Genomic DNA, 21,484 nt, shown 5'->3' on the forward strand with positions numbered 1-21,484 from the left:
GAAACAGGTTCGGTAATTAACAAAAAATTACGCTTGTTAAGCGGATTTGACGTGTTGTTTTGAGTATCAAGGTTGTCCGCTGGGGGGATTGGTGAAGGCGCAGCGACTGTCAAATCCGACGAAGCCGGGAGCGCATGCGCATCCTTCCAGCATCAGCAGCAGCGCTACGGCAACGAAAAGGGAGGTGATACGCCTCATGTGCGATCTTTCCAATGGAATAGCAAAGCTGCGAGTGTAATGCGGTATCAGACATTTGCAAGATGCCATCCCGGGGCCAGAGTCAGGAGGCAGTCAGTTTTCTTTTCAACTGGCGAGGCAAAAACAGCCGGAAAATTTCTCACCGGAAATCACGTGAGCAGCGGATTGCAGCAGCGGATTGTGGACCTGATCCGAACCTGGGCTGACGCTGTCACTGAAACCATCTCCATCGCTTGAGTGCGGGCAATAAAAAAGGAACGCTGAGCGTTCCTTTTTGATATTCAAAACGGTTTGCCGTTCTGAGGGTACTGATATGGCTATTGCTTATATTGCTCTGACATTGTCTTCCAGATATCGCCGTCTGATAACTGTTGCGCCGCGCCAGCAAGCGTCTATGCCAGTGATGTCGCCTATTACTTGGTGGAAACCAGGTAACGTGCAACCATCGCGCCCAGCAGCAGGGTGTAAGGCAGAATGTCGACGAGGATGTTCATATTTAGCTCCGCAAAAGGTTGTCTGTTGCATTGCAATATATGTGTTTCGAAATTCATTCGCCAATTTCGATTGACAATATCAGTTATCGACTTTATTTATATCTCATGCCGGATGATCCCCCAGCCGAGATGCTGCGGTGAAATGCCCCGTCCGACAAGGCTTTGCGGGCGATCCAACAGCACTCCGGTGGTGTTCCGGTTAGATCGCCGACAAAGGCAGGTGGTCGGAATTGATGCTCTGTGTCGTCAAAGCGACACGATATTGATTGCGTCCATTGTTTTTCGCCGCGTACAGCGCGCTGTCGGCACGCGCGCTCAGCTGTTCCAGCAGCGCGTCGCCGCCCGGCGTGGCGCAGGCTATGCCGATGCTCAGCGTCACAATCGGCAGCGGTTGATTTCGCCGGTGCGTGATGGCGCTGGTGCGCAGGTTTCGCTGCAATCGCTCCGCCACCTGGATTGCGCCGGCGGCATCGGTATTGGGCAGAATGATGGCGAATTCTTCGCCGCCGTAACGTGCCGCGACATCGCCGGGCCGTTTGATTACACCGATCAGATGTTCCGCCACTCGGCGCAGACAGTCGTCGCCCTGCAGGTGGCCATATTCATCGTTGTATTTCTTGAAAAAGTCGACATCGATCATCAGCAAACCGAGGCTGCGCTTGTCGCGCCGCGCGCGGTTCCATTCAATCTCCAGAATTTCGTCGAAGCAGCGGCGGTTGGTCAGACTGGTCAAACCGTCCTGATTGGCCAGCGTCAGCAGCACCTTGTTGGCGCTGGCGATGCTGTTATACAGGCGTGTGATGCCGTAGAGCTGCGAGATCAGCACCGTCAGCGAGGTGAACAGGCTGGTCAGCTTGGCGAAATACCAGCCCAGCGAGAAACGCGTGTTGCCGTAGACGGTCAGCCAGACGTCGATGCAGGCGGCCACCATGGCGACCGTGATCCAGAGCTGCTCCGGCTCCTGCTTTTCCATCCGGGCGACGCAGATCAGGGCCAGCAGATTGACGCCGAGCACTGTCACCGGAATCAGAAAGGTATTGTCTTCAAAGAAGCTGCTGCCGTTCTGCAGAATATCCGGCATCCAGCGCTGCCAGACGGTCGCGCTCATGGTCAGCAGAATGACGGTCGCGAGCGTAAAAGCGATGGAGGCGCGTATGCGTATGGCGCGTTTGCCAGAGGTGGCGTAACGGATGACCAGCACAGCGAAACCGACATGCCAGTAACACCATATCCAGACCGGGCTGACACTGTTGCCTATCAGTGAGCCCGGCATGAAGCTGCCGGGGAAGCTGGCAATCAGCGGCACGAAAATCGCCGTGACGAAAAAATAGGCGGTGCCGAGGTGTACAGTACGCGCGCTGTTTTCGATGATGCCTTTGGAAAACAGCAGGCTGGCGAGAATGATGTTGACCACGAACATCGCCACGCCGAAAGCACCGATGTAACCGGGGATGGGTGTCAGCGGCAGTTGCGCATACGGCGTGATGATGACCAGCAACAGCAGTAGCAGGGCAATGATGGTCCAGGCGAAGGCGGTCTGGCGGCGGCTGATGCCGTCGGCGGCGATCAGATTGATGTCGTTATTCATGATGTTTTGGTTGCGTTCCCTGCGGCGATATTAGAACGGAAACTGGGCCCGGCATCTGAATTTATGTGATCGGATTGCTAATATTTTTCTGATTGTGGCAGATCGGCGAATTTGTTTTCCGCAGGCAATGCCTGTGCGTCGAACCGGCCTGAAAACCGCGTGTTTGCTGGTGTTGCGCGGCAACGTTGATTGCCGGAAAGCGCTGAGGGCGGGGGATGGGCTGGTACGGGCTGGCAATGCCGTTCAGTTCAGTAAGATTTCTCCGCAAGCCGTTCGGGCTGAGCAGGTCCGCAGGCGCATATCGAAGCCAGCGTGCAGTGTTTATAGCGCTTGCCCGCCCTTCGATATGCTGCTTTGCTGCGACTCAGGGCGAACGGAGTTGAAATCAAACGGCACAAAAAAATACCGTTCAGTTCTTCACTGAACGGCATTCCCGGTTGAGCCGGCTTTTTGACTTGCACTGCGCGTAGCTGAAATGCTGACGCGCCTATTTGCCCTGCTGCAGACTGATGCCGGTACTGTTGGAAACGATCTGTACCTGGCTGTCGGCGCCGGGCTTGACCTCCAGATCCAGCAGGCCGGACTTGACGCCGGTCGGTGTATTCAGGGTGTGCACCGGTTTGATGGTGAACACGTAACGGCCGGGCTTGAGCCAGATGGCGAGATGTTCGCCGCCGTCGATCTGTGCCAGTACAACGTCATTGATGGCCAGTTCCAGCATCTCGCGGCTGTACAGGAAGTTGGTGTCGCGCCTGAATTCCACCTTGCTCATGCCGGCAGTCTGCTCGGTCATGCTCTTGATGTAGATGCGCGCAGCCGGGATTTCCCCATTCGCCGTTTTCTGCACCGGTGCCACGCAACCGGCCAGAGCAACCGCAAACGCGCATGCAACAAAAACTTTCCTCATCTTCTTTTCCTTGGCTGTAAATGTCCCGGGCAACAATACCATGAGTGCGCGCAGCGCCCAAATTCAAGCTTAATACTTAGCCCGGCGCCATCGCCAGCAGGTGATGTTCGATGGCAAAGACATGGGCATCGTGCGCCCCCAACTCGCGCAGTGCGGTCGCCAGGTTCAGCAGATATTCGCGATTCCTGCCGCTGGGGCCGTGTGCGGCATTGATCTGATGGGCGATATCCAGCTCGGGCGCTTGTCCGAGAAACGCTGCGTTGTCTTCGCGAGCAATGTAGAACAAGCCTTCCTGCTGACCGCCGTCCTCAAAAAAGATGTCGGTGCTGAGCCGCAGGTAGCCGTTTTTCTCCCGGTAGTCGAGATGAGCAAAGACTTGCGGCGAAATCAGATAGGCCATGCCGGCGCAGACCGCGCCCGCGTCCGGCGTCAGCGTGGCGACACGGCCGGGCGCCTCGGGCGTGCCGCGATGATCGTGAGATCCCTGCCAGAAGCGTCGCGCCCAGTTCAGGATGTGCGCCGGGCGTTTTTCGATGAAGGGGAAATCCGCTTTGAAAATCAGCGAGCCGTAACCAAACAGCCAGACGCTGTCGTGATCATTGAAACGGTCCATCGATTGATTGATGGCAATAGTATTGGTGGACATGCGTGGAAATCGGAATGTTGAGAAGCTTCAGCGTGTTGGATAAGCGCGGCGCAGAAGGCGGCCGGTGCGATTTCGCAATTATAGAGGCGCATGCCGGGTGATGCCGGGCTAGCCTGGACTTTGAATGCGCTGGATTTGCTGAGCATGCACGCAGGGCAACTTGCCGGCTAAATGAGGCGGGGCGCCGCAAGGCCGTTATCTGCCTGCAATAAACTGCCCCGGAGCGGGGTAAGGACTGGGCTGGGCATGGCCGATAGGCCTGCACGACAACATATTGTTTGCGTCAGGCGGCCAGGCCCGGAGCCTGTTCCGGGGAGGAGTCAGGTCTGAAAGATGAGCATGAAGCAGGCCGCGAAAACGTTTTCATTTTCGACCGTGTTCGGCGTCATTCTGATTCAGGCTGGAGTACAGGCCGTAGTGCGTCGGTTCTCCCTGGTGCGAACCGGTGGTGCACGAACCGGAGTCGTTCAGATAGTCCAGCAGCTTGCCGTAAGCCCGGGCAATAAATTTGAGCATGGTATTCCCCCTTGCGTCTGTTCAGCGGCTTCCGTGTGAAGCCATTGAGTGAAAATCAAAAACAGTCTGACGTTTAATTTTTAAAATAGTTTATATCATTAAATAAAAAGATCGGAATGAATTCGTTGTCGAGGAGAAAAAAGCAACAGGCTGGACCCCAGATGAAGCCTTGTGCTTGGCGCCGGGCAGCCACGATTCCTGAGTACCGTGCATCCTGGCCGGCCAAGTATCGCCCGCCCGACGCGGCGCGCCATCAGCCGCGTGATGGCGCTTGTTTTTGCCCGACAATATTGCTGCGATGCCGCGAAGATTCCGTAAGGAGGATGGGGCGGACTATGTTTTCGGCAGGCTTGGACTAAAATGACGAGATCAGGTGCATCAAGGGCGCTGAGCGCTCAGATGTACTCGACACAGCCGGAGGGGGAACTCGGGCTGCGACGCCTTGATGGCTTGCAGGCTTGGCCGGATAAGGTAAATCGTCAAACAAAAATACAGGGAAATATCATGCGAACCATCACCATGCTGCTGATGCTGTGCATTGCAAGCTTGCTTGCGGCCTGCGAAAAAACCGATTTCGAGAAGAAGTCCGAAAGCGACGCCAAGGCGCGCCAGATTTTCAATCTGAAAAAACAAGCCGAATAGCTCGGGCGTATTGTCTTCCCCAAAAGACGAATGCCCGGCGCAACCGCGTGTTGATTTCGGTTGCGCCGGGCATTGAGGCGATTTCTGCTCGAAGTGAGCGGTCGATTAAGTCTTATTTTGCGCCGTGCAAGGCGGCAGCGCATTCCTTGACCAACGCCGGGCCGCGATAGATCAGGCCGGTGTACAACTGCACCAGCGAGGCGCCGGCATCGATCTTGGCTTGCGCATCCGCGCCGCTGAAAATACCGCCCACGCCGATGATGGGCAGCGCATCGCCGAGCTCGGCCTTGAGACTGCGGATCACCTGATTCGACAATTCAGACACAGGTGCGCCCGACAGGCCGCCGGCCTCTTCACCGTGCTGCATGCCCTTCACCGCGTCCCGGGTGATGGTGGTGTTGGTGGCGATGACGCCGTCGATCTTGTGGCGCAGCAGCGCGTCGGCAATGTTCTTGACCTGCTCCATATCCATGTCCGGTGCGATTTTCAGCGTGATCGGCACGTAGCGCTGATGGCGTTCGCTCAGACGGATCTGGGTCTGCTTCAGGCGCGACAGCAGCGAATCCAGTTCTGATGCGCCTTGCAACTGACGCAGATTCTTGGTGTTGGGCGAGGAAATGTTCACCGTCACATAGCTGGCGTAGGGGTACACCTTTTCCAGGCAATGCAGATAGTCTTCCGCCGCACGTTCGATCGGAGTGTCGGCGTTCTTGCCGATATTCAGGCCCAGCACGCCTTTTTTCTCCTGATAGAAGCGTGAGGCCTGCACATTGGCGACGAAGGCATCAACGCCGCCGTTGTTGAACCCCATGCGATTGATGACGGCATTGGCTTGCGGCAGGCGGAACATGCGCGGCTTGGGATTGCCCGGCTGCGCGCGTGGCGTGACCGTACCGATTTCAATCGAACCGAAACCCAGCGCCGCCAGGCCATCGATGTAGGCGCCGTCCTTGTCCAGACCGGCGGCCAGGCCGACCGGGTTGGGAAACGCTATGCCCATCACCGTGCGCGGATCGGCTGCCGGCTTGCTGATGAAATCGGTCAGGCTGAGGGCCGCGGCGCGTTTGAGCGCCGGCAAGGTCAGATGGTGGGCGGTTTCCGCATCGAGGGAAAACAGCAGCGGGCGCGCAAGCGCGTAGAGGAATTTATCGGACACGGTGGAGGCGGGAATAAACGTTAAAAAGCCGTTGAGAGCGGGCGCACAGCTGGCAGCAATTCTGAAAAGTGCCGCTATTTTAGCCTGTCGCGGCCGTCGGCAGCGGCTTTTGGCGGTGTCGTGCTGATGACGCTGCGGCTAAAAGCGGGAGGTGGCCAAGCTCAGCGGCAGAGGTGTACTCAGTCTTTGAGCAGATCCCAGACACCATCCTGCAGCGCTTCGAGCGGCTGATAATTGGTCTTGTAGGCCATTTTCGGGCTTTCCTTGATCCAGTAGCCCAGATACACATAAGGCATATCCAGTTGCCGGGCCTGCTCGATCTGCCAGAGGATATTGAAGGTGCCGAAGGAGGCGGTCGGCATGTCCGGATCAAAGAAGGTGTAGACCGAGGACAGGCCGTCGTTCAGCACATCGATGATGCTGACCATGCGCAATTGCCCGTCCGGCTCGCGGAATTCCACCAGCCGCGTATTGACCTTGCTCTGCAGCAGAAACTGCGCGTACTGGTCACGGCTGTCCTGATCCATGCCGCCGCCGGCGTGGCGTACCGATTGATAGCGCAGATACAGCTCGTAATGCTCATGCGCATAGGTCAGATTGGTAACCAGCGCGGTCAGGTGCGCGTTGCGTTCCCACGCGCGGCGCTGGCTGCGGTTGGCCTGAAACTCCGCCGCACGGATGCGCACCGGCGTACAGGCATTGCAGCCGTCGCAATAGGGACGATAAGTGAAAATGCCGCTGCGCCGGAAACCGGTCTTGACCAGCTCGGAATACACATCCGCATTGATCAGATGGGAAGGCGTGGCGACTTGCGAGCGCGCCTGCTGATGGTCGAGATAGCTGCAAGGGTAGGGCGCGGTTGCATAGAACTGCAACGTAGAGAACGGCAAGTCTTTGAGATGCGTCATGTGCGTCCTGTCTTGCAAAACTTCCATCACCGCCGGATGCCGGCTGGGGTCGCGAAATGATTTGACTGAGTGAATGAACGGCTTCTAATTTACACCAGTTTTCCTTGATTTGCGCCAAGGCTGCGGCGTTCGGCTCACGCAATCTGTTGCATTAAATATGGCGATTGCCGCAAAGGTGCATGAAATCTGAGTTTGCGACGAATGACCGCAAGCCGGACTGCGGGACGAGAACTGTGCTTGGGCGGCGGCGAGAGGACGGGCGGCTAAAGCTTCTCTATATATAGAGCGTATAGAGCGGCAGAAAAAGACCCATTCCGGAACTGGCCTTTAAGTCCCGGGGGTACCCGTAGCAGGAGTCAGGCTGACCGGCTGCCATTCCAGGATCTGCGGTTCGCGGATTGCACTGCGCAAATGCAGCAGAAAGTCGTCGCGCGTGATCGGCGCCGCACCCAGCGACGCCAGATGCGAGGTCTCCTGCTGGCAATCGATCATCGTCACGCCTTGCTGCCGCAGAAAAAACACCAGATGCGCCAGCGCCACCTTGGACGCGTCGCTGACGCGCGCAAACATCGATTCGCCATAAAACATCTTGCCGATGCTGACGCCGTAAGCGCCGCCGACCAGTTCGCCGTTCAGCCATACTTCTGAAGAATGCGCGTAGCCGGCGCGATGCAGACCGCAATAGCCGCGCACGATGTCTTCTGAAATCCAGGTGCCGCTTTCATGGCGGCGCGGGCCGGCGCAGGCGCGCATCACCTGCTCGAAGGCGGAGTCAAAGCGCAACTCCCAGGCGCCGTCGCCGGTGCGGCTGCGTTCGACCTTGCGCAGCGTCTTCTTGAGGCTGTCCGAAATCATGAAGCGCTGGGTGTGCAGCACCATGCGCGGATCGGTGCTCCACCACAGTATCGGCTGACCTTCCGAGAACCATGGAAAGATGCCGTGTTGGTAGGCTTCCAGCAAACGCGCCGGCGACAGGTCGGCGCCGGCCGCCAGCAAACCGGCCGGATCTTTCAGCGCGAGGGAAACATCGGGGAAGGGTGAGTCGGGATTCAGCCAGGCAATCATGCGTGCGCTCCGTGATGCGCAGAATCAGATCATGCGACGGCGGATATCTTCGGTGTGCAGCGCGAAGGCGCCGCTGCCTTCCTTGATCTTCTTCAGATCCGAGAAGAAGGCGCGCAAGGTGAATTCGACGGTGGGAAAGGCAATGTCCTGCCACGGGATTTCCGCTTCGGTGAACATCTCCACTTCCAGGCTCTCGATGCCGGCCTGATAATCCAGATCGAGCAAGGTCGCGCGGTAGAACAGATGCACCTGATGCACATGCGGCACGTTCACCAGTGAGAACAGCTCATGCAGCTCAATATTGGCGCCGGCTTCCTCTTCGGTCTCGCGGCGCGCGGCATCGGCGGTGGTCTCATCGTTTTCCATGAAGCCGGCCGGCAGCGTCCAGTAACCCAGACGCGGTTCGATGGCGCGCTTGCACAGCAACACGCGCACTTCGCCATCGCGCTCCCACACCGGCAGCGAACCCACCACCATCTTCGGATTCTGATAATGAATCGTGCCGCAGTTGCCGCACACAAAGCGCTGACGCGTATCGTCGGCAGGAATTTGCAGGGAAACCGGATGGGCGCATTCAGAGCAGAATTTCATAGAGGAGGTTCGTCTTTGCTTTATGTGCTTATTGTCGGAAGTCTTTAATGTCTCGTCGAGCGCATCTTCGCATGCCTCTATATAGAGTGTAGAGTGAATCCAGAACATGTGAATCATGCAGGCTGGCGATTCGCAAAAATCGAGAGCCCCGATGCGGGTAGAAGTGTATCACTCTCGATTATTTAATAAAGGTGTTTGCATTGTCCAAAGAAGTGTCCTATAATTGCTTTCTTCAGACGCGGGGTGGAGCAGTCTGGCAGCTCGTCGGGCTCATAACCCGAAGGTCGTAGGTTCAAATCCTGCCCCCGCAACCAAACAAAAGGCGCAAGCCGATTACTAAAAAGCCTCTAACGATTGTTAGGGGCTTTTTTGTTTTTCTTTCTCGTTTTTGCGACTGGCATAATACAAAGCTCTCAAACCTTTCAAGCTTCTCTGTTCAGGATAGCCTCGTCACCATGTCAAAGATCGAATCTCAGCTGGAAGAACTCGGCCTCGATAAAAAAGAGCTGCGCTTTTATATGGCGGTTCTGCAATGCGGCTCGGCGCCGGTGACTGTGATTGCCGAGCGCGCCGGGGTGTCCCGCACCAACGGCTATGCCTTGCTGGCCAAGCTGGAGACGCGCGGCCTGGTGTCGCAGCTGGCGCAGGACAATGGCGTCATGCACGTGATTGCGGAAGATCCCAGCGTGATGATCAGCCAGTGGGAGCGCAATCGCGCGCTGCTCGATGATGTGGTGCCGCAGCTGAAGTCGATGTTCAATGCCTCCGAGCTCAAGCCGCGCATTCATTTCTACGAAGGTGTCGACGGTATTCTCAAGGCCTTGCAGGGTACGCTCGAATGTCACAACGGCCCTTTGCTGGGCATCTTGTCCATGAGTGAGCTGAATGAGGCGCCGGGTAGTGCCGCCATGGCCGCCATCATTGCCGAGCGCGTGCGTCGCGGCATCACCTTGCGCGTGTTGCGTTCACAGTCGCGCGATATCGATACCACCTGGCCCAGTTCTGCCGAAGAAATGCGCGAACTGCGCTATGCGCCGGCCTCGGTCGATCTGGGCATGACCATGTACATACACGACGACAAGGTGACCTATCTGTCTTCCAAGCGAGAAAGTTATGGCCTGGTGATTGAAAGCCAGGAGCTGGCGGCGCTTAATCGCGCCATGTTCGAAGGTCTGTGGGCAATTTCGACGACCACGCAAGCCAGGCAGGCATGAATCGTATTCAGCAAAACGCCGGAACATCGCCCGCAGATGTCCCGGCGTTTTTCTTTGCCGGACGCTTTCGTCAGAAGCCGTGCTGCATGCCGACTTCCAGCGTGTTGGTTGCGCTGAGCGTCTGCGCCTTGGCACGGCTGATATTGGCGAACAGGGCAGTGCGCTTGCTCAGATCATGCTGATAACCCAGCGATATCTTGCTGAGCGCGGCGCTTTGACCGGACACACAGGCGCAATCGTTGAGGCGGGCATAAGCCGCCTTGAGCGTGCCTTGTACGCCGACCGGCGCGGTCGCCGCCAATGAATAGGCGCGGTAGCTGACATTCGCCACTTTCGAAGATGTGTATGACAGCATCGGCTTGATGGCGCCAAAATCATAGGCCGCCACGAAGTCGGCCATGTGATCCTTGGTAGGGCCGTTGGTCATGCCGCGACTCTGATCGTAGCCAACACCCAGCCACAGCGGACCTTTCTTGTAGTCGATCGTCATGCCATCGTCGTTGCCCACCACATTTTCACCGGTCGAATGCGCCATCGAAACGGTAAAGCCGTTGATCTCCGGCGATACGTAGCCCAGCGTATTGTTGGTTCGCAGATAGGACGAGCTCTTGTAGTTGGCGGTCTGAATCTGCCAGCCTACCTGCGCCGAGCTGGCGTTCCAGCCCCAGGGGTCGGTAAAGAGGATCTGGAAATTGGCCGGTGTCAGCGAGCGTCCCATATACAATTCGCCGAAATGACCGCCGAACTTCAGCACCGAGCGCGAACTGAACAGCGTGCTGGAGTCAAACAGGGCGCCGTTGTCGACCTGAATGAAGGACACCAGCTGGAAGCCGGCATACATGCCGCCGCCCAGATCCTCCTTGCCGGAAATCGCGATGTTGGACAGCAGGTCATTCATGGCGAACTTGCCGTTGGCGCTGGTGCCGTCCAGCTGCGTCTGGCCGTTGTTGCCGCGCGCGATGCCGACGTTCAACAGCCCGGAAATGGTGACCGAACTTTGTGCGCTGGCGGCGCCTGCCGCTGAGACCAGTACGGCAAAAATGGCGATGTGTTTCAACTTCAACTTGCTTTGCTTCATTACCCTCTCCCTGTAAAAAAACTAAGTCGATGAAAGACGCTGGAACTGCTGGTGCTGCCTGATGTGTCGGCAGTTTTCTTATTACGATTGCCTGTGAGCCCTGACCAGGTGGACGCTGCAGCGGTGTTCACCGCATTCCTGTCTGTGCCGTGGCGAATACTTTTTTTCAGGCAAAACACTCCCCCGCAGAAGCGCATAAGCGCTTCTGTTCTGAATGAGTCGGCGGGATGAATTCGCTCTGCCCGGGCTCAGAGCATCAGGCTGGTGTAGCCGGGATCAGTGGTTCAATTGATTTTTCTGAAAATAAGGCCCCCTTCCGGGAGCATCGCGGCGCCCGGTGTCATTGAAACAAGTCGGATATGGTCGGAGATGTGCGGTGCCTGCGGCGCCGCGCGCAGCTCAGGCGGTAGAAAAGGCGTGCGTGTTGTTCAGGAAATCGCGCGTGCTGCTTTCGTTGATGAGTACGCCTTTTTGCATCGTCAGCACGCGATCCGCCAGACTGCCGATGAAGGCCTGGTTCTGCTCCACCAGCAGCAGGGTCAGGCCGGTCGCTTTGCGGATTGCATGCAGCGTATCGACCATCTCTGCAATGATGGACGGTTGTATGCCCTCGGTAGGCTCATCCAGCAGCATCAGTTTGGGCTGGCCGCAGAGGCAGCGCGCCAGTGCCAGCAATTGCTGCTCGCCGCCCGACAGCAAACCGCCGGGACGGTCCAGATAATTGTTGAGACGCGGGAAGTGCTGCAGCACCGACTCCACAATCGCCTCGCGTTCATGGCCTGACGACACGGCTCCCATGCGCAGATTGTCCAGCACCGAAAGATGCGGGAAGATGGCGCGCCCCTGCGGCACCAGGCCTATCCCCATGCGCGCACGGCGATGCGTGGCAAGCGTCGTGATGTTCTGGCCTTCGAAGCTGATCGTGCCCGCCTTCGCCGGCAGATAACCGAGTATGGTGCGCATCAGCGTCGATTTCCCCATGCCGTTATGCCCCCACAGACCGACGAATTCACCGCTGGACAAGTGCAGGTCGATGCCGCGCAGCACGCGGATGTCGCCATAGCCCGACTGGACGTTTTTGATATCAAGCATCTTTAATCTCTCATCTCCAGATCTTTGCCGAGATAGACATCCTTCACGCGCTCGTCATTGAGCACCTTATCGACGGTGTCTTCCACCAGCACGGTGCCGCGGTTGAAAACGGTGACGGTCTTGGCAATCATGCGAATGAACTCCATGTCGTGCTCCACCACGATCAGCGCGCAATGGCGATTGGCCTCCCTGATCAGCTCGGCGGTGCGCACCACTTCTTCATCGCTCATGCCGGCCGCCGGTTCATCCAGCAGGATCAGGTCGGGGCGAGCCGCCATCACGATGCCCAGTTCCACCCATTGCCGCTGTCCATGCGACAGCGTGCCGACCTGTTTGCCGGCGATGGCGCTCAGCCGCACCGTATCCATGGCCTCTGTTGCCGCCGTTTTTGCAGCACGCGCCGGCAAAGCGCGGCGCGCCGACAGCCAGATGTTTTCTTCCACCGACAAACCGTCGAACACGCTGGGCACCTGCGTCTTGATGCCCAGTCCCAGGCGCGCAATCTGATACGACTGCAAGCCGTCGATGGCCTGGCCCTTGATCTTCACCGAGCCGCGGGTCGGCTTGTACTGGCCGCACAGCAGGCGGAAGAAGCTGCTCTTGCCGGCGCCGTTGGGGCCGATCAGGCATCTCAGTTCGCCCGTTTCCAGGCGAAAGTCGACGCTGTTGACCGCATGCACGCCGCCGAAGCTCACGCCCAATCCCTGTGTTTCCACCAATGGTGTGCTCATTGCTTGGCTCCTTCGGCTGTCGGTTGCGCCGTGCTGGCGGAGTTGGCGCGCGCTTGCCGGCGCTGCGCAGGCAGCAGCTCACGCCATCCGGCGAACAGCGACACGATGCCTTTGGGCAGCAGCAGAACGAAGCCGATCAGCACCGCGCCCAGCAGGAGGTTGGGGTTGACGATACCGAGTCCGCCCAGATAGGAGGTCAGCCATTGCACGAAGAAGCAGCCGATGATGGGGCCCAGCAGCGTGCCGACGCCGCCCACCAGCACCCAGATGATGACCAGTGCGGACTGCGTCAGGCTGAACACGGTAGGGCTGGTGAATGCCCCCCAGTTGGCAAACAGGCAGCCGGCCAGTCCGGCGATGCCGCCGCCGATGGCGAAGGCGGCCAGCTTGTACTTGCGCGAGTCATAGCCCAGCAGATCGACGCGCAGTTCATTTTCGCGCAAGGCCACGACGACGCGGCCGAAGTGGCTCGCCAGCAGCAGTCGCAGTCCGATATAGGTCGCCATCAGAAAAGCGACGCTGACCACGAACAGCATCTCGGGGCTCAGGAGCTGATCGGGAAAGCCCGGCACGTTCAGTGTCGGAATCGATGGAATGCCGTTGAAACCGCCGATCGCCGCTGCACCGATGCGGTATTGATCGCCCGAGGTGGAGTTGGTCAGATTGAACAGGATCAGTGTCACGGTCAGTGTGATCACGCCCAGATACACATCGCTGATGCGGCCAAAGAAAATGAAATAGCCCAGCGCCAGCGCAAACAGGGTCGGCACAATGATGGCCAGCGCAAAGGCGCCGGTCGATTCGCCGAAGTTGATGGCGCCGATGGCATAGGCATAAGCGCCAAGTCCGAAGAACGCGGCCTGGCCGAAGCACAGAATGCCGCCATAGCCCCAGATGAATCCGAGCGACAAGGCCAGGATGGACATGATGACGTAGATCGTCAGTTCCATCAGGCTGAAGGTTTCGAGGCAGAGCGGTAACACGATCATGGCTGCCAGACCCGCGATCAGGCAGGCGCCGACAGGAAGGTAGTGAAGATAATTTTTCATGCTAGATGCGTCCACGGAAAAAGCGGCCTGTGATGCCTTGCGGCAGGAGCCGGACCAGTACGATGGCCACCAGCAGCAAGCCGACTTCGCCGATCACCGGTGTCGAGACGAAAGTCGTCAGCTGATTGACTGCGCCGAAGATGCCCGATGCGGCCAGGGTGCCGGTGATGATGGAGGCGCCGCCGCCGATGACGGTGATGAAGGATTTCGCGACATAGGCCACGCCGATGGTCGGCACCACGCCGGTGATCGGCGCCAGCACGCCGCCGGCCAGGCCGGCCAGCGCCGCGCCGAGTGAAAACGTCAGGGCATACACGCGCGCCGGGTTCACACCCAGCGCCGCCGCCATGGAAGCGTTCTGCATCACGCCGCGCGCCACCAGACCGAAATCGGTGCGGGTCAGCAACAGATACAGCATGGCCAGAACTGCCAGCGCCACGGCCATGATGAACAGGGTGTACAGGCTGACCTGGTAAGCGCCTATCGCCATCGACCCCAGAGGGGAGGAGAGACCTATGGTGGTATTGCCGTAGATTTCGGTCACCAGTCCGATGAGCAGCAGCGAGAGCCCCCATGTCGCCAGCATCGTATCGACCATGCGGCCGTAGAGATAACGCATGACGCAGCGCTCCACCACGAAACCCAGAACACCTACCGCAAGGGGGGACACGACCAGCATGGCAATCCAGATGTTGACGCCGAACTTGGACGCCGTGATGGCCGCATAACCGCCGATCATGATGAACTCGCCGTGCGCCAGATTGATGACTTTCATCATACCGAACACAATTGCCAGGCCGATGCTGGCAAGCAGCAGCGTGGCGACGGCATTCAGCACCTCAAGACATACTACGGAAAAATAATCCACAAGCCTCTCCTGATAAAACGTGACTGTCGCGACCGCTCAGACCTTGATCACGAACTGCTTGTTTTCGTTAGGCGTCTTGATCAGATCGCACACCGCGGCGGTATCGACCGGCTTCTGTTGTTTGAAGCTCTCCAGGATCTTCCACTTCTTGCTCTGGCATTCGGCGATCTGAATGTCCAGCGTGCAATGATGTGTAGCGGGATCAATAGTGACCTTGCCGCTGGGGCCGTCGAAGGAAATGCCGCTTTCCAGCGCCTGAATGGTCTTCATGCGATCGACCGAGCCGGCCTTCTTCACGCCCAGCGCCCACAGATGCACACCCTGGTAAGTGGCCGCCGCCAGTTCGCCGATGTAGGGATAATCCGCGCCGTACTTCTTGTGCCAGCGCTCGACAAAGGCCTTGTTGGTCGGCGTGTCGATGGATTCGAAGTAGCTGAAGGCGGTCACGATGCCGTCCGATTCCGCCGGCGACAGCACGATGTGTTCATTGCCGTTGTTGAAAGTGGTGGAGGCCATCGGGATTTTCTTGTTCATGCCGGCCGCCGCCCACTGCCGGTAGAAGGCCATGTGCGCGCCGCCCACCAGCACCGAAATCACCATGTCGGGTTTGGCGGCCTGGATTTTCTGAATGGTCGGGCCGAACTGATTGACGTCGAGTGGGAAGAAGTCGGCGCCGATCACGGTCGCGCCGGATTGTGCCGCGTATTTCTTGATCCAGTCCGTGGTGATCTGGCCGTAGTTGTAGTCGGCGGCCAGAATGTAGATCTTCTTGCCCCAGCGCTTGGTGACGTAGGGAACCAGCTTGTCGACGTTTTGCGCCGGCGTCTGGCCGGTACAGAAGGTATTGCGGTCGCAGACCCCGCCTTCGTACTGGGTGTTGTAGAAGTAGAGCGTATTGAAGCGCTTCATTACCGGGCGGATCACTTCGCGCGAGGCCGAGGTGATGCCGCCGAACAGCGCCGTCACCTTGTCCTTGAGCGCCATCTGCTGCGCATATTGCGCATAGAGTTGCATGTTCGATTGCGGATCCATGGTGGCGACGCTGATCTTCTTGCCCAGCAGGCCGCCGGCGTCATTGAGTTCCTGCACTGCCAGCAGCATCGCGTCCTGCATCGGCTTGCCCAGAATGTCCAGTCCGCCGGACAGATCGTGCAGACTGCCAATCACGATATCGTCGGAACCCTTTGCAAAACCGGAAAGCGGTGTAGCTGCCAGAGCGGCGGCGCCGGCCATGGTTTTCAGTGCCTGTCTGCGGCTGATCGTCACGTTGAATCTCCCGTTCGTTTGATGGTTGGAAAAAAATTTTTGGCTTGTCGAAACAAGTTGCAGCGTTTGAGGCGAATTCGAATCCGGTGCGCAAGCGAGGCCGCATCCCTGCCTTGTCGGCGGCGGTGAACGCGGCGGTTCGGCGCGATCAGGCCAGCAGCCAGTCCACTTCTTTTTCGTAGGCGTTGGCGACGCGGTACAGGCTGGACTCATCGAAATGGCGTCCGATCAGCATCATGCCGATCGGCAGTCCCTCGCTCATGCCGCAGGGCACTTGCAGCGCCGGGTGGCCGGTGACGTCGAACGGCGAGGTATTGGCCATCATTTCCCAGGCGCGTTGAAAGACCAGCTTGAGTGAAGCATCGGCGGGCGGCAGCGGTGTCGCCTTCATCGGCAAGGTTGGCATCAGCAGCACGTCGTAATCTGCCAGCACGCTGTCGTAGGCGGCGCGCAGCTGACGCGCCAGGTTCTGCGCCTTGGCGTAAAACATGCCTTTGCCGGCGCGGCTCATGAATTCCCCGGCGATCATGGTGAATTTCAGGGTTTCGGAAAGTTCATTGGCACGTTGGCGCCAGTGCGAATGGGCTTCCATCATGGAGGGCATGTAGAGCCCCTTCCAGTTGAAACCGAAGCCGTTGCCCTTCATCATTTGCTGGGTCGATCCTTCATTGACGATCGGCACCCAGATTGCCTGTCCCACGCGATGCATGGGAATCGATACTTCCTCCACCGTGGCGCCCAGCTTGCGCAGCATGGCGGATGCGCTGCGTACTTTTTCGTCGACATCCATTTCCGAATTGGCCCAGCCGAAGCCTTCGCTGACGACGGCCACCCGCAGTCCTTTCAGGCCCAGGTCGAGCGCAGCGGTGTATTGCCCTGGTGTGCCGCTCAGGCTCTGACGCGGATCGAGTCCATCCGGTCCGGCAATCGCTTCCAGCACCAGGGCGTTGTCGGCGACGTTGCGCGTGATCGGCCCGACATGGTCGACGGTCAGCTCAATCGGCATGATCCCTGTGTACGGCACCAGACCCCAGGTAGGCTTCATGCCGACCAGTCCGCAGAATGATGAGGGCGTGCGGATCGATCCTCCCTGATCCGCGCCCAGAGCGAAATCCACCTCGCCGCAGGCAACCAGCGCCGCCGAGCCGGAGGAGGAGCCGCCGGCGGAATAGCCTGCCTTGCGTGGATTTTCCACGGGCCCCTTGGCGCCGGTGTGGGAGCCGCCCGACAGGCAATAGTATTCACAGTGCGCCTTGCCGGCGATGGTGGCGCCGGCATCCAGCAGGCGGGTCACGACGGTGGCGTCGATTTCTGGCACATAACCTTCCAGCACTGAAGAACCATTCATCATGGGCACGCGCGCCACGGCGATGTTGTCCTTGATGGCGGCACGCAGTCCGTGCAGCTTGCCCTGTGCGGCGCCGCGAATATCCGTCTTTACATACCAGGCGTTGTATTTGTTGTCTTCCGGCGCCGGATGCTCGCCCGGGCTGCGGGGATACTTGAGCGGCGTCGGCGTCGTGCGCATCTCATCCACTACCTGATAGGTCTCGGCCAGGGTGTCGAACTGTTGCAGGTAAGTGCTGAGCGTCTGATCCGACAGTTGTAGTCCGAACTCTTCTGCAATCTTGATGATTTCGTCTTTGTGGGGACGTGGTACCGACATGGCTATCCTCGTAATAAAGAAATGGCAGTGGCCCGGCTATCTGGATGCCGGGAATGCGGGAGCAGATCTTGCTGAAGCAGATAGTCGAAAATAATCGACAGTAATATTAAATCTGTCGAGGGCCGCGCACAAAATAAAAAATGAGGAGGGCGGGTTTCGGCGGCTGTCCGGCGTATTTATTGTGATGATTCCGCATTGGTTTCGAATCTTAATTTTCAAGGCGTTCATTGTCAATAAATATCGACAATAAAAATAAAAAACAATATAAAAATTTATATCTTGTTGATTATTAATGATTTTAATTGATATATTAATGTCTGAAATTTGAAACTTGTGAATCTTGTTGATGTGCTTTAATCGTTTGTCGGATGCTTTTGTCCAGGTTTGTGGTGCATTGCATGTGGACTCAATTTTGTGAGGCACGCTGTTTTGCGCTGCGTGTATTTTCTTTTTTCTTGTCGTCGATATTATTCGACACTATTTTGGTGCTCGGCGTATTTCATGTGAGCCGTTTTGGTGATTGCCGGGCAATTTCGATGCGTTTTTTGTTAATGGATCTTGTATTTGAATCGGGAGGATGAGATGGGGGTTTTTGAGCTTCAGTACGACAGAGTGGTGCCGGCACGCCGGCCTGAGGGGCATCAGCCCGCCGCGCCGCGCTATTCGCTGCGCTGGTCGCAGCCGCACTTGAGTCTGGTGAGTGTGTATTTCGGGATGCAGTCCAAACAGATGGGGCGTGAGGCTGAGTCTGAATTTTTTGCGCGTATCAGGGGCTTTCTCGCGGCGGCCGATGGGCCGCAGGTGCATGAGCTTATGAGGTCTTGTGATGAGGCTGCTTACGACAATGCCATCGTGGTCGCCTACTGGACTGATCCGACCGTGTACTCGAGATGGTTGCTGGCGTCCGGTTTTCGCGAGTGGTTTGAGTCGCGTGCGGCGGCGGCTGATGGTGCCGGTTACTGGTTTGAGCCGGTGCTTGTGCCCTATGACCGGCACGAAACGATTTATTCTGCGCCGTCCTATCGCATAGGTTTTGCACGTACCGAGGATGCGGTCATTGTGCCGATTACAACCAATGGTTTTTTTGGTGCGGCGCGCGATCGCTTGCCGCTGTCGGCGGTGGATGCGCTGGAGAGTCCGGCGCGCGGCGTTATGGTGGCGCCTGCGGCGAGGTCGTCATGCGGCGGACATTGGATGGCGGCGGTGCCGCACAATGCGACCATTCTGCGTTCCGGGCAGTTCTGGGAGGGGGCCGGGCAGGAGCAGCTGGAGGACTATCTTGAGCAGTTGCAGCCCAAGCTGATGCGCGGCATGCAGCACCTGGTCGCCAATCGCGGCGAGACGGGTTGCTTGTCGCTGCGCATCATGACCAATGTGAATGAGGATGGCAGTCCGCGTGCTGAAACCTCGGTGTACGCCACGTTCCTGTCGCTGGATCAGCTTGAGCGTTGGGCGGCTTCGCACGAAACGCATCTGGATATCTACCGGCATGCGATTGCGATGAATCGCCAGCACAAGGAAAAGCGCGAAGTCGTCACCTGGCATGAGCTGTTTGTGGTGCAGTTGGGGAATGTGTTTGAGTACATCAACTGTCATCCGGCGACCGGCATTCTTCCTTATGTCAGGGCGATGCGGGTCGAGTTGCCTCTCTGAGTGTGTTTGTGTTTTGGCGTGCCGGACTGCTTGGTCTGGTGCGCTTTTTTTTCTGCGCTTATCTGTGTTTTTTCGCAAGCCGCCACAGCGATTGAAACAGGCTCTTCTGCAGTGATGCAAGCTCGCGGCTTTCAATTGTGAGTGCGTAGTTCTCGTTCTTGGATGAAATGTAGATGACGGTGTCGTCGCAGATGTAGACCGTCATGCCGAGGTCGAGGTCGGATGGCGCCAGTCTCAGTTCCCGTAGTTCGCGATGGGCGGCGGGCCAGATGGGTTCGGTCTCGCGCGAATAGGAGCGCACCACGTCGAGTTGAATGCCGCGGCTGATGCGCTCGGCGATGTAGCTGTCCATCCATGCCGGGCCGGGCACTTCCAGCAGTTCGTGCATCGACAGGATGCCGTAAAGGTGTTTGGACTGGCATTCCAGTGTGGTCCAGATGGCGCGGCGGATGCCATCCTCGCCTTCGTGAAACCGGATGCGCGGCTTGCGTGGCGTGCTGTTGAACATGGAGCGCAGCTCCGGTACCAGTTCGTCGAGCATGACGCGGGTCTGCTCCCATTCTCTGATCAGTACATTCGGGTCGGCCGGAATGACCTGGCGAATGCCTTCTTCGCCGTGTACCTGCATCAATAATCCGCGGCGTTCCAGCCGCGCCAGCAAATCATAGCCATTGGTTCTTGTTACTCCGGCGCGCATGGCGACCAGGGTGACGGGTGCGCCACCCAGTTCAAGTGCGGCGAGATAGAAGCGTTGCTCTTTTTCGTCCAGGCCGACGGCGGCAAGTTTGTCGTACATATAAATTCCTTGTCGATAAGTTTCGACAACAAAATATACGCAAATAAGTCGGTTTTTGCAAAGTAAATGTCCGTGTTTTTCATTGTTTTGTCTTAATTGTATAAATTAATGTCGAAAAAAATTGACATGAAAATCGACGCGCCCTATATTTTTACAGCCGACCAATTTATAGGGGAAATCCAATGAAGCAAGTATTCGCAGTCTCTGCATTTGCGCTATCCGTCATCCATATCGGAGCGGTGGCCGAGCCGCTGAAAATCGGTGCAATATTTCCATTGAGCGGAGCCAACGCACAGTTCGGCGCCAACGCGCGCAACGGCATGGAACTGGCACTGGAGGACATCAATGCGCATCGTCCGGCCGGCGACAAAGTGGAAATTGTTTACGCCGATGTGCCGGCGCCGAATGGTGCGGCAGCGGCAGTGCAGCGTCTGGTCAGCCAGAATCAGGTGGTCGGGATTGTCGGTTCCTTCGTCAGCTCGATCACGCTGGCGGCATCCGAGGCGACCGAGCGGCTGGGGGTGCCGATGATCACGCACTCATTTGCCGATCAGATCACCGGGCGTGGTTACAAATACATTTTTCAGGTCGCGCCGAAGGCGTCCACTTTTGGCGAGAAGCAGTTTTCCTACGCGGTTGATCTGGCCAAGCAGGCCGGCACCAGGATCGAGAAGATTGCAATCTTTTATGAAGACACCGCCTACGGCACCGCGCAGGCCGATGGCATTCGCAAGGCGGCAGCCAGGGCCGGGGTGGAAGTGGTGATCGATGATGCGTACCCGCTGGGCATCACCGATGTCGCGCCGCTGATCAACAAATTGCGCCGCTCCAAGGCGCAGCTGGTGTTTCCGGTGTCCTACTTCAATGACGGCATTCTGATCATTCGCACCATGAAGCAGCAGAAGGTCGATTTGCCTATCGTGGGCGGCGCCGCCGGTTACATCATTCCCGATTTTCAGAAAGCGCTCGGCCCGTATGCGGAAGACGTGTTTTCCATCGCGCCCGCCAATTACGACAACGTGCCTGAACTGGCCGCGCGCTACAAGAGCAAATACGGCGCCTTCATGGCGCATGAATCGATCATGTACGGCGCTGCCCTGCAGCACATGGTGGCGGCTGCCGACAAGGCCAGATCGCACGATCCCGCCAAGATCCGCGACGCCATCGCCGGCCTCAAATATTGCGAAGGACTGGCGACCGGTATTCCGGGCGGCTGTACCGCGTTCGATGCGAATGGCCTGACCTCCACCGCTTATCCGATCTTCGTGCAATGGCGCGGCAGCGATCTGGTCAGCGTTTTCCCCAAGGCGACTGCCAAGCAGGCGCCGCGCTGGCAAGGCAAGGAAATCAAATAAACGCC

At 57.9% G+C, this 21,484-nt stretch carries 20 protein-coding genes and 1 tRNA gene; 5 read left to right on the plus strand and 16 right to left on the minus strand.

The genetic code is table 11. The features are described from left to right. Positions 1–891 precede the first annotated feature (891 nt). From PQR62_RS15810 to PQR62_RS15825, 4 genes are all read right to left on the minus strand, one after another. Positions 892–2,280: a GGDEF domain-containing protein gene (locus tag PQR62_RS15810; RefSeq protein WP_408158933.1), complete on the minus strand. Its 1,389-nt coding sequence runs from the start codon at positions 2,278–2,280 to the stop codon at positions 892–894. 487 nt (positions 2,281–2,767) lie between these two features. After that, the gene (locus PQR62_RS15815) at positions 2,768–3,187 is read right to left on the minus strand and encodes an NAD-GH domain containing protein (RefSeq protein WP_408158934.1); all 420 of its coding nucleotides are present in this window, start codon (positions 3,185–3,187) and stop codon (positions 2,768–2,770) included. Positions 3,188–3,263: 76 nt separating this feature from the next. Then, complete coding sequence (locus PQR62_RS15820) at positions 3,264–3,833, minus strand: gamma-glutamylcyclotransferase (RefSeq protein WP_408158935.1); 570 nt, start codon at positions 3,831–3,833, stop codon at positions 3,264–3,266. Positions 3,834–4,196: 363 nt separating this feature from the next. Next, on the minus strand, positions 4,197–4,349 hold the full coding sequence (locus PQR62_RS15825) for a hypothetical protein (RefSeq protein ID WP_408158936.1): 153 nt from the start codon (positions 4,347–4,349) through the stop codon (positions 4,197–4,199). 399 nt (positions 4,350–4,748) lie between these two features. Here PQR62_RS15825 and PQR62_RS15830 point away from each other — a divergent pair, with 399 nt between their 5' ends. Next, positions 4,749–4,991 carry a hypothetical protein gene (locus tag PQR62_RS15830; protein WP_408158937.1) on the plus strand — a complete coding sequence of 81 codons (243 nt, stop codon included), beginning with the start codon at positions 4,749–4,751 and terminating at the stop codon, positions 4,989–4,991. A 112-nt stretch (positions 4,992–5,103) separates the two neighbouring features. Here the strand turns inward: PQR62_RS15830 and PQR62_RS15835 are convergent, their stop codons facing one another. The 4 genes from PQR62_RS15835 to PQR62_RS15850 all read right to left on the minus strand — a co-directional run bounded on the left by PQR62_RS15835 (position 5,104) and on the right by PQR62_RS15850 (position 8,711). Further along, positions 5,104–6,147: a quinone-dependent dihydroorotate dehydrogenase gene (locus PQR62_RS15835; RefSeq protein ID WP_408158938.1), complete on the minus strand. Its 1,044-nt coding sequence runs from the start codon at positions 6,145–6,147 to the stop codon at positions 5,104–5,106. Between the two features lie 179 nt (positions 6,148–6,326). Further along, positions 6,327–7,055 carry an arginyltransferase gene (locus PQR62_RS15840; protein ID WP_408158939.1) on the minus strand — a complete coding sequence of 243 codons (729 nt, stop codon included), beginning with the start codon at positions 7,053–7,055 and terminating at the stop codon, positions 6,327–6,329. A gap of 327 nt (positions 7,056–7,382) precedes the next feature. After that, positions 7,383–8,120 (minus strand): leucyl/phenylalanyl-tRNA--protein transferase, encoded by a 738-nt coding sequence (gene aat / locus PQR62_RS15845; RefSeq protein ID WP_408158940.1) that lies wholly within the window; start codon positions 8,118–8,120, stop codon positions 7,383–7,385. A 24-nt stretch (positions 8,121–8,144) separates the two neighbouring features. Further along, positions 8,145–8,711 carry an NUDIX hydrolase gene (locus PQR62_RS15850; RefSeq protein ID WP_408158941.1) on the minus strand — a complete coding sequence of 189 codons (567 nt, stop codon included), beginning with the start codon at positions 8,709–8,711 and terminating at the stop codon, positions 8,145–8,147. Between the two features lie 237 nt (positions 8,712–8,948). Between PQR62_RS15850 and PQR62_RS15855 the strand changes: the two genes are divergently transcribed. Together PQR62_RS15855 and PQR62_RS15860 are read left to right on the plus strand one after the other, a co-directional pair. Then, positions 8,949–9,025: transfer RNA gene (locus PQR62_RS15855), tRNA-Met, on the plus strand. Positions 9,026–9,166: 141 nt separating this feature from the next. After that, entirely contained in the window at positions 9,167–9,925 is a 759-nt protein-coding gene (locus tag PQR62_RS15860; RefSeq protein ID WP_408158942.1) for a TrmB family transcriptional regulator, read from the plus strand. Positions 9,926–9,995: 70 nt separating this feature from the next. On the opposite strand, the gene PQR62_RS15865 is transcribed toward PQR62_RS15860, so the two are convergent. From PQR62_RS15865 to PQR62_RS15895, 7 genes are all read right to left on the minus strand, one after another. Continuing rightward, positions 9,996–11,003: a porin gene (locus PQR62_RS15865; RefSeq protein WP_408158943.1), complete on the minus strand. Its 1,008-nt coding sequence runs from the start codon at positions 11,001–11,003 to the stop codon at positions 9,996–9,998. 399 nt (positions 11,004–11,402) lie between these two features. Next, entirely contained in the window at positions 11,403–12,095 is a 693-nt protein-coding gene (locus tag PQR62_RS15870; RefSeq protein ID WP_408158944.1) for an ABC transporter ATP-binding protein, read from the minus strand. A 2-nt stretch (positions 12,096–12,097) separates the two neighbouring features. Continuing rightward, positions 12,098–12,826: an ATP-binding cassette domain-containing protein gene (locus PQR62_RS15875; protein ID WP_408158945.1), complete on the minus strand. Its 729-nt coding sequence runs from the start codon at positions 12,824–12,826 to the stop codon at positions 12,098–12,100. Continuing rightward, positions 12,823–13,875 carry a branched-chain amino acid ABC transporter permease gene (locus PQR62_RS15880; RefSeq protein ID WP_408158946.1) on the minus strand — a complete coding sequence of 351 codons (1,053 nt, stop codon included), beginning with the start codon at positions 13,873–13,875 and terminating at the stop codon, positions 12,823–12,825. The genes PQR62_RS15875 and PQR62_RS15880 overlap by 4 nt, the downstream gene beginning before the upstream one ends. A gap of 1 nt (position 13,876) precedes the next feature. Next, positions 13,877–14,743: an ABC transporter permease subunit gene (locus PQR62_RS15885; protein WP_408158947.1), complete on the minus strand. Its 867-nt coding sequence runs from the start codon at positions 14,741–14,743 to the stop codon at positions 13,877–13,879. A gap of 36 nt (positions 14,744–14,779) precedes the next feature. Next, the gene (locus tag PQR62_RS15890) at positions 14,780–16,009 is read right to left on the minus strand and encodes an urea ABC transporter substrate-binding protein (RefSeq protein ID WP_408158948.1); all 1,230 of its coding nucleotides are present in this window, start codon (positions 16,007–16,009) and stop codon (positions 14,780–14,782) included. Between the two features lie 148 nt (positions 16,010–16,157). Next, a complete protein-coding gene (locus tag PQR62_RS15895; protein WP_408158949.1) occupies positions 16,158–17,675 on the minus strand; it encodes an amidase in 1,518 nt (505 codons plus the stop codon). Between the two features lie 582 nt (positions 17,676–18,257). On the opposite strand from PQR62_RS15895, the gene PQR62_RS15900 reads away from it, so the two are divergent. Next, positions 18,258–19,328: a phenylacetaldoxime dehydratase family protein gene (locus PQR62_RS15900; RefSeq protein ID WP_408158950.1), complete on the plus strand. Its 1,071-nt coding sequence runs from the start codon at positions 18,258–18,260 to the stop codon at positions 19,326–19,328. Between the two features lie 58 nt (positions 19,329–19,386). Here PQR62_RS15900 and PQR62_RS15905 read toward each other — a convergent pair whose 3' ends face one another. Next, positions 19,387–20,124 (minus strand): TrmB family transcriptional regulator, encoded by a 738-nt coding sequence (locus PQR62_RS15905; RefSeq protein WP_408158951.1) that lies wholly within the window; start codon positions 20,122–20,124, stop codon positions 19,387–19,389. A 182-nt stretch (positions 20,125–20,306) separates the two neighbouring features. On the opposite strand from PQR62_RS15905, the gene PQR62_RS15910 reads away from it, so the two are divergent. Continuing rightward, positions 20,307–21,479: an ABC transporter substrate-binding protein gene (locus tag PQR62_RS15910; RefSeq protein WP_408158952.1), complete on the plus strand. Its 1,173-nt coding sequence runs from the start codon at positions 20,307–20,309 to the stop codon at positions 21,477–21,479. Positions 21,480–21,484: the final 5 nt, after the last annotated feature.

The sequence above is a fragment of the Herbaspirillum lusitanum genome, assembly GCF_046025995.1.
In the GTDB taxonomy this organism is placed as follows: Bacteria; Pseudomonadota; Gammaproteobacteria; order Burkholderiales; family Burkholderiaceae_D; genus Herbaspirillum; species Herbaspirillum lusitanum_A.

Bases quoted from the DNA above. Each gene is read 5' to 3' on its own strand.
- PQR62_RS15810 (WP_408158933.1), bottom strand. From the start codon at position 2,280: ATGAATAACGACATCAATCTGATCGCCGCCGACGGCATCAGCCGCCGC.
- PQR62_RS15815 (WP_408158934.1), bottom strand. From the start codon at position 3,187: ATGAGGAAAGTTTTTGTTGCATGCGCGTTTGCGGTTGCTCTGGCCGGT.
- PQR62_RS15820 (WP_408158935.1), bottom strand. From the start codon at position 3,833: ATGTCCACCAATACTATTGCCATCAATCAATCGATGGACCGTTTCAAT.
- PQR62_RS15825 (WP_408158936.1), bottom strand. From the start codon at position 4,349: ATGCTCAAATTTATTGCCCGGGCTTACGGCAAGCTGCTGGACTATCTG.
- PQR62_RS15830 (WP_408158937.1), top strand. From the start codon at position 4,749: ATGTACTCGACACAGCCGGAGGGGGAACTCGGGCTGCGACGCCTTGAT.
- PQR62_RS15840 (WP_408158939.1), bottom strand. From the start codon at position 7,055: ATGACGCATCTCAAAGACTTGCCGTTCTCTACGTTGCAGTTCTATGCA.
- aat (WP_408158940.1), bottom strand. From the start codon at position 8,120: ATGATTGCCTGGCTGAATCCCGACTCACCCTTCCCCGATGTTTCCCTC.
- PQR62_RS15850 (WP_408158941.1), bottom strand. From the start codon at position 8,711: ATGAAATTCTGCTCTGAATGCGCCCATCCGGTTTCCCTGCAAATTCCT.
- PQR62_RS15860 (WP_408158942.1), top strand. From the start codon at position 9,167: ATGTCAAAGATCGAATCTCAGCTGGAAGAACTCGGCCTCGATAAAAAA.
- PQR62_RS15865 (WP_408158943.1), bottom strand. From the start codon at position 11,003: ATGAAGCAAAGCAAGTTGAAGTTGAAACACATCGCCATTTTTGCCGTA.
- PQR62_RS15870 (WP_408158944.1), bottom strand. From the start codon at position 12,095: ATGCTTGATATCAAAAACGTCCAGTCGGGCTATGGCGACATCCGCGTG.
- PQR62_RS15875 (WP_408158945.1), bottom strand. From the start codon at position 12,826: ATGAGCACACCATTGGTGGAAACACAGGGATTGGGCGTGAGCTTCGGC.
- PQR62_RS15880 (WP_408158946.1), bottom strand. From the start codon at position 13,875: ATGAAAAATTATCTTCACTACCTTCCTGTCGGCGCCTGCCTGATCGCG.
- PQR62_RS15895 (WP_408158949.1), bottom strand. From the start codon at position 17,675: ATGTCGGTACCACGTCCCCACAAAGACGAAATCATCAAGATTGCAGAA.
- PQR62_RS15900 (WP_408158950.1), top strand. From the start codon at position 18,258: ATGGGGGTTTTTGAGCTTCAGTACGACAGAGTGGTGCCGGCACGCCGG.
- PQR62_RS15905 (WP_408158951.1), bottom strand. From the start codon at position 20,124: ATGTACGACAAACTTGCCGCCGTCGGCCTGGACGAAAAAGAGCAACGC.
- PQR62_RS15910 (WP_408158952.1), top strand. From the start codon at position 20,307: ATGAAGCAAGTATTCGCAGTCTCTGCATTTGCGCTATCCGTCATCCAT.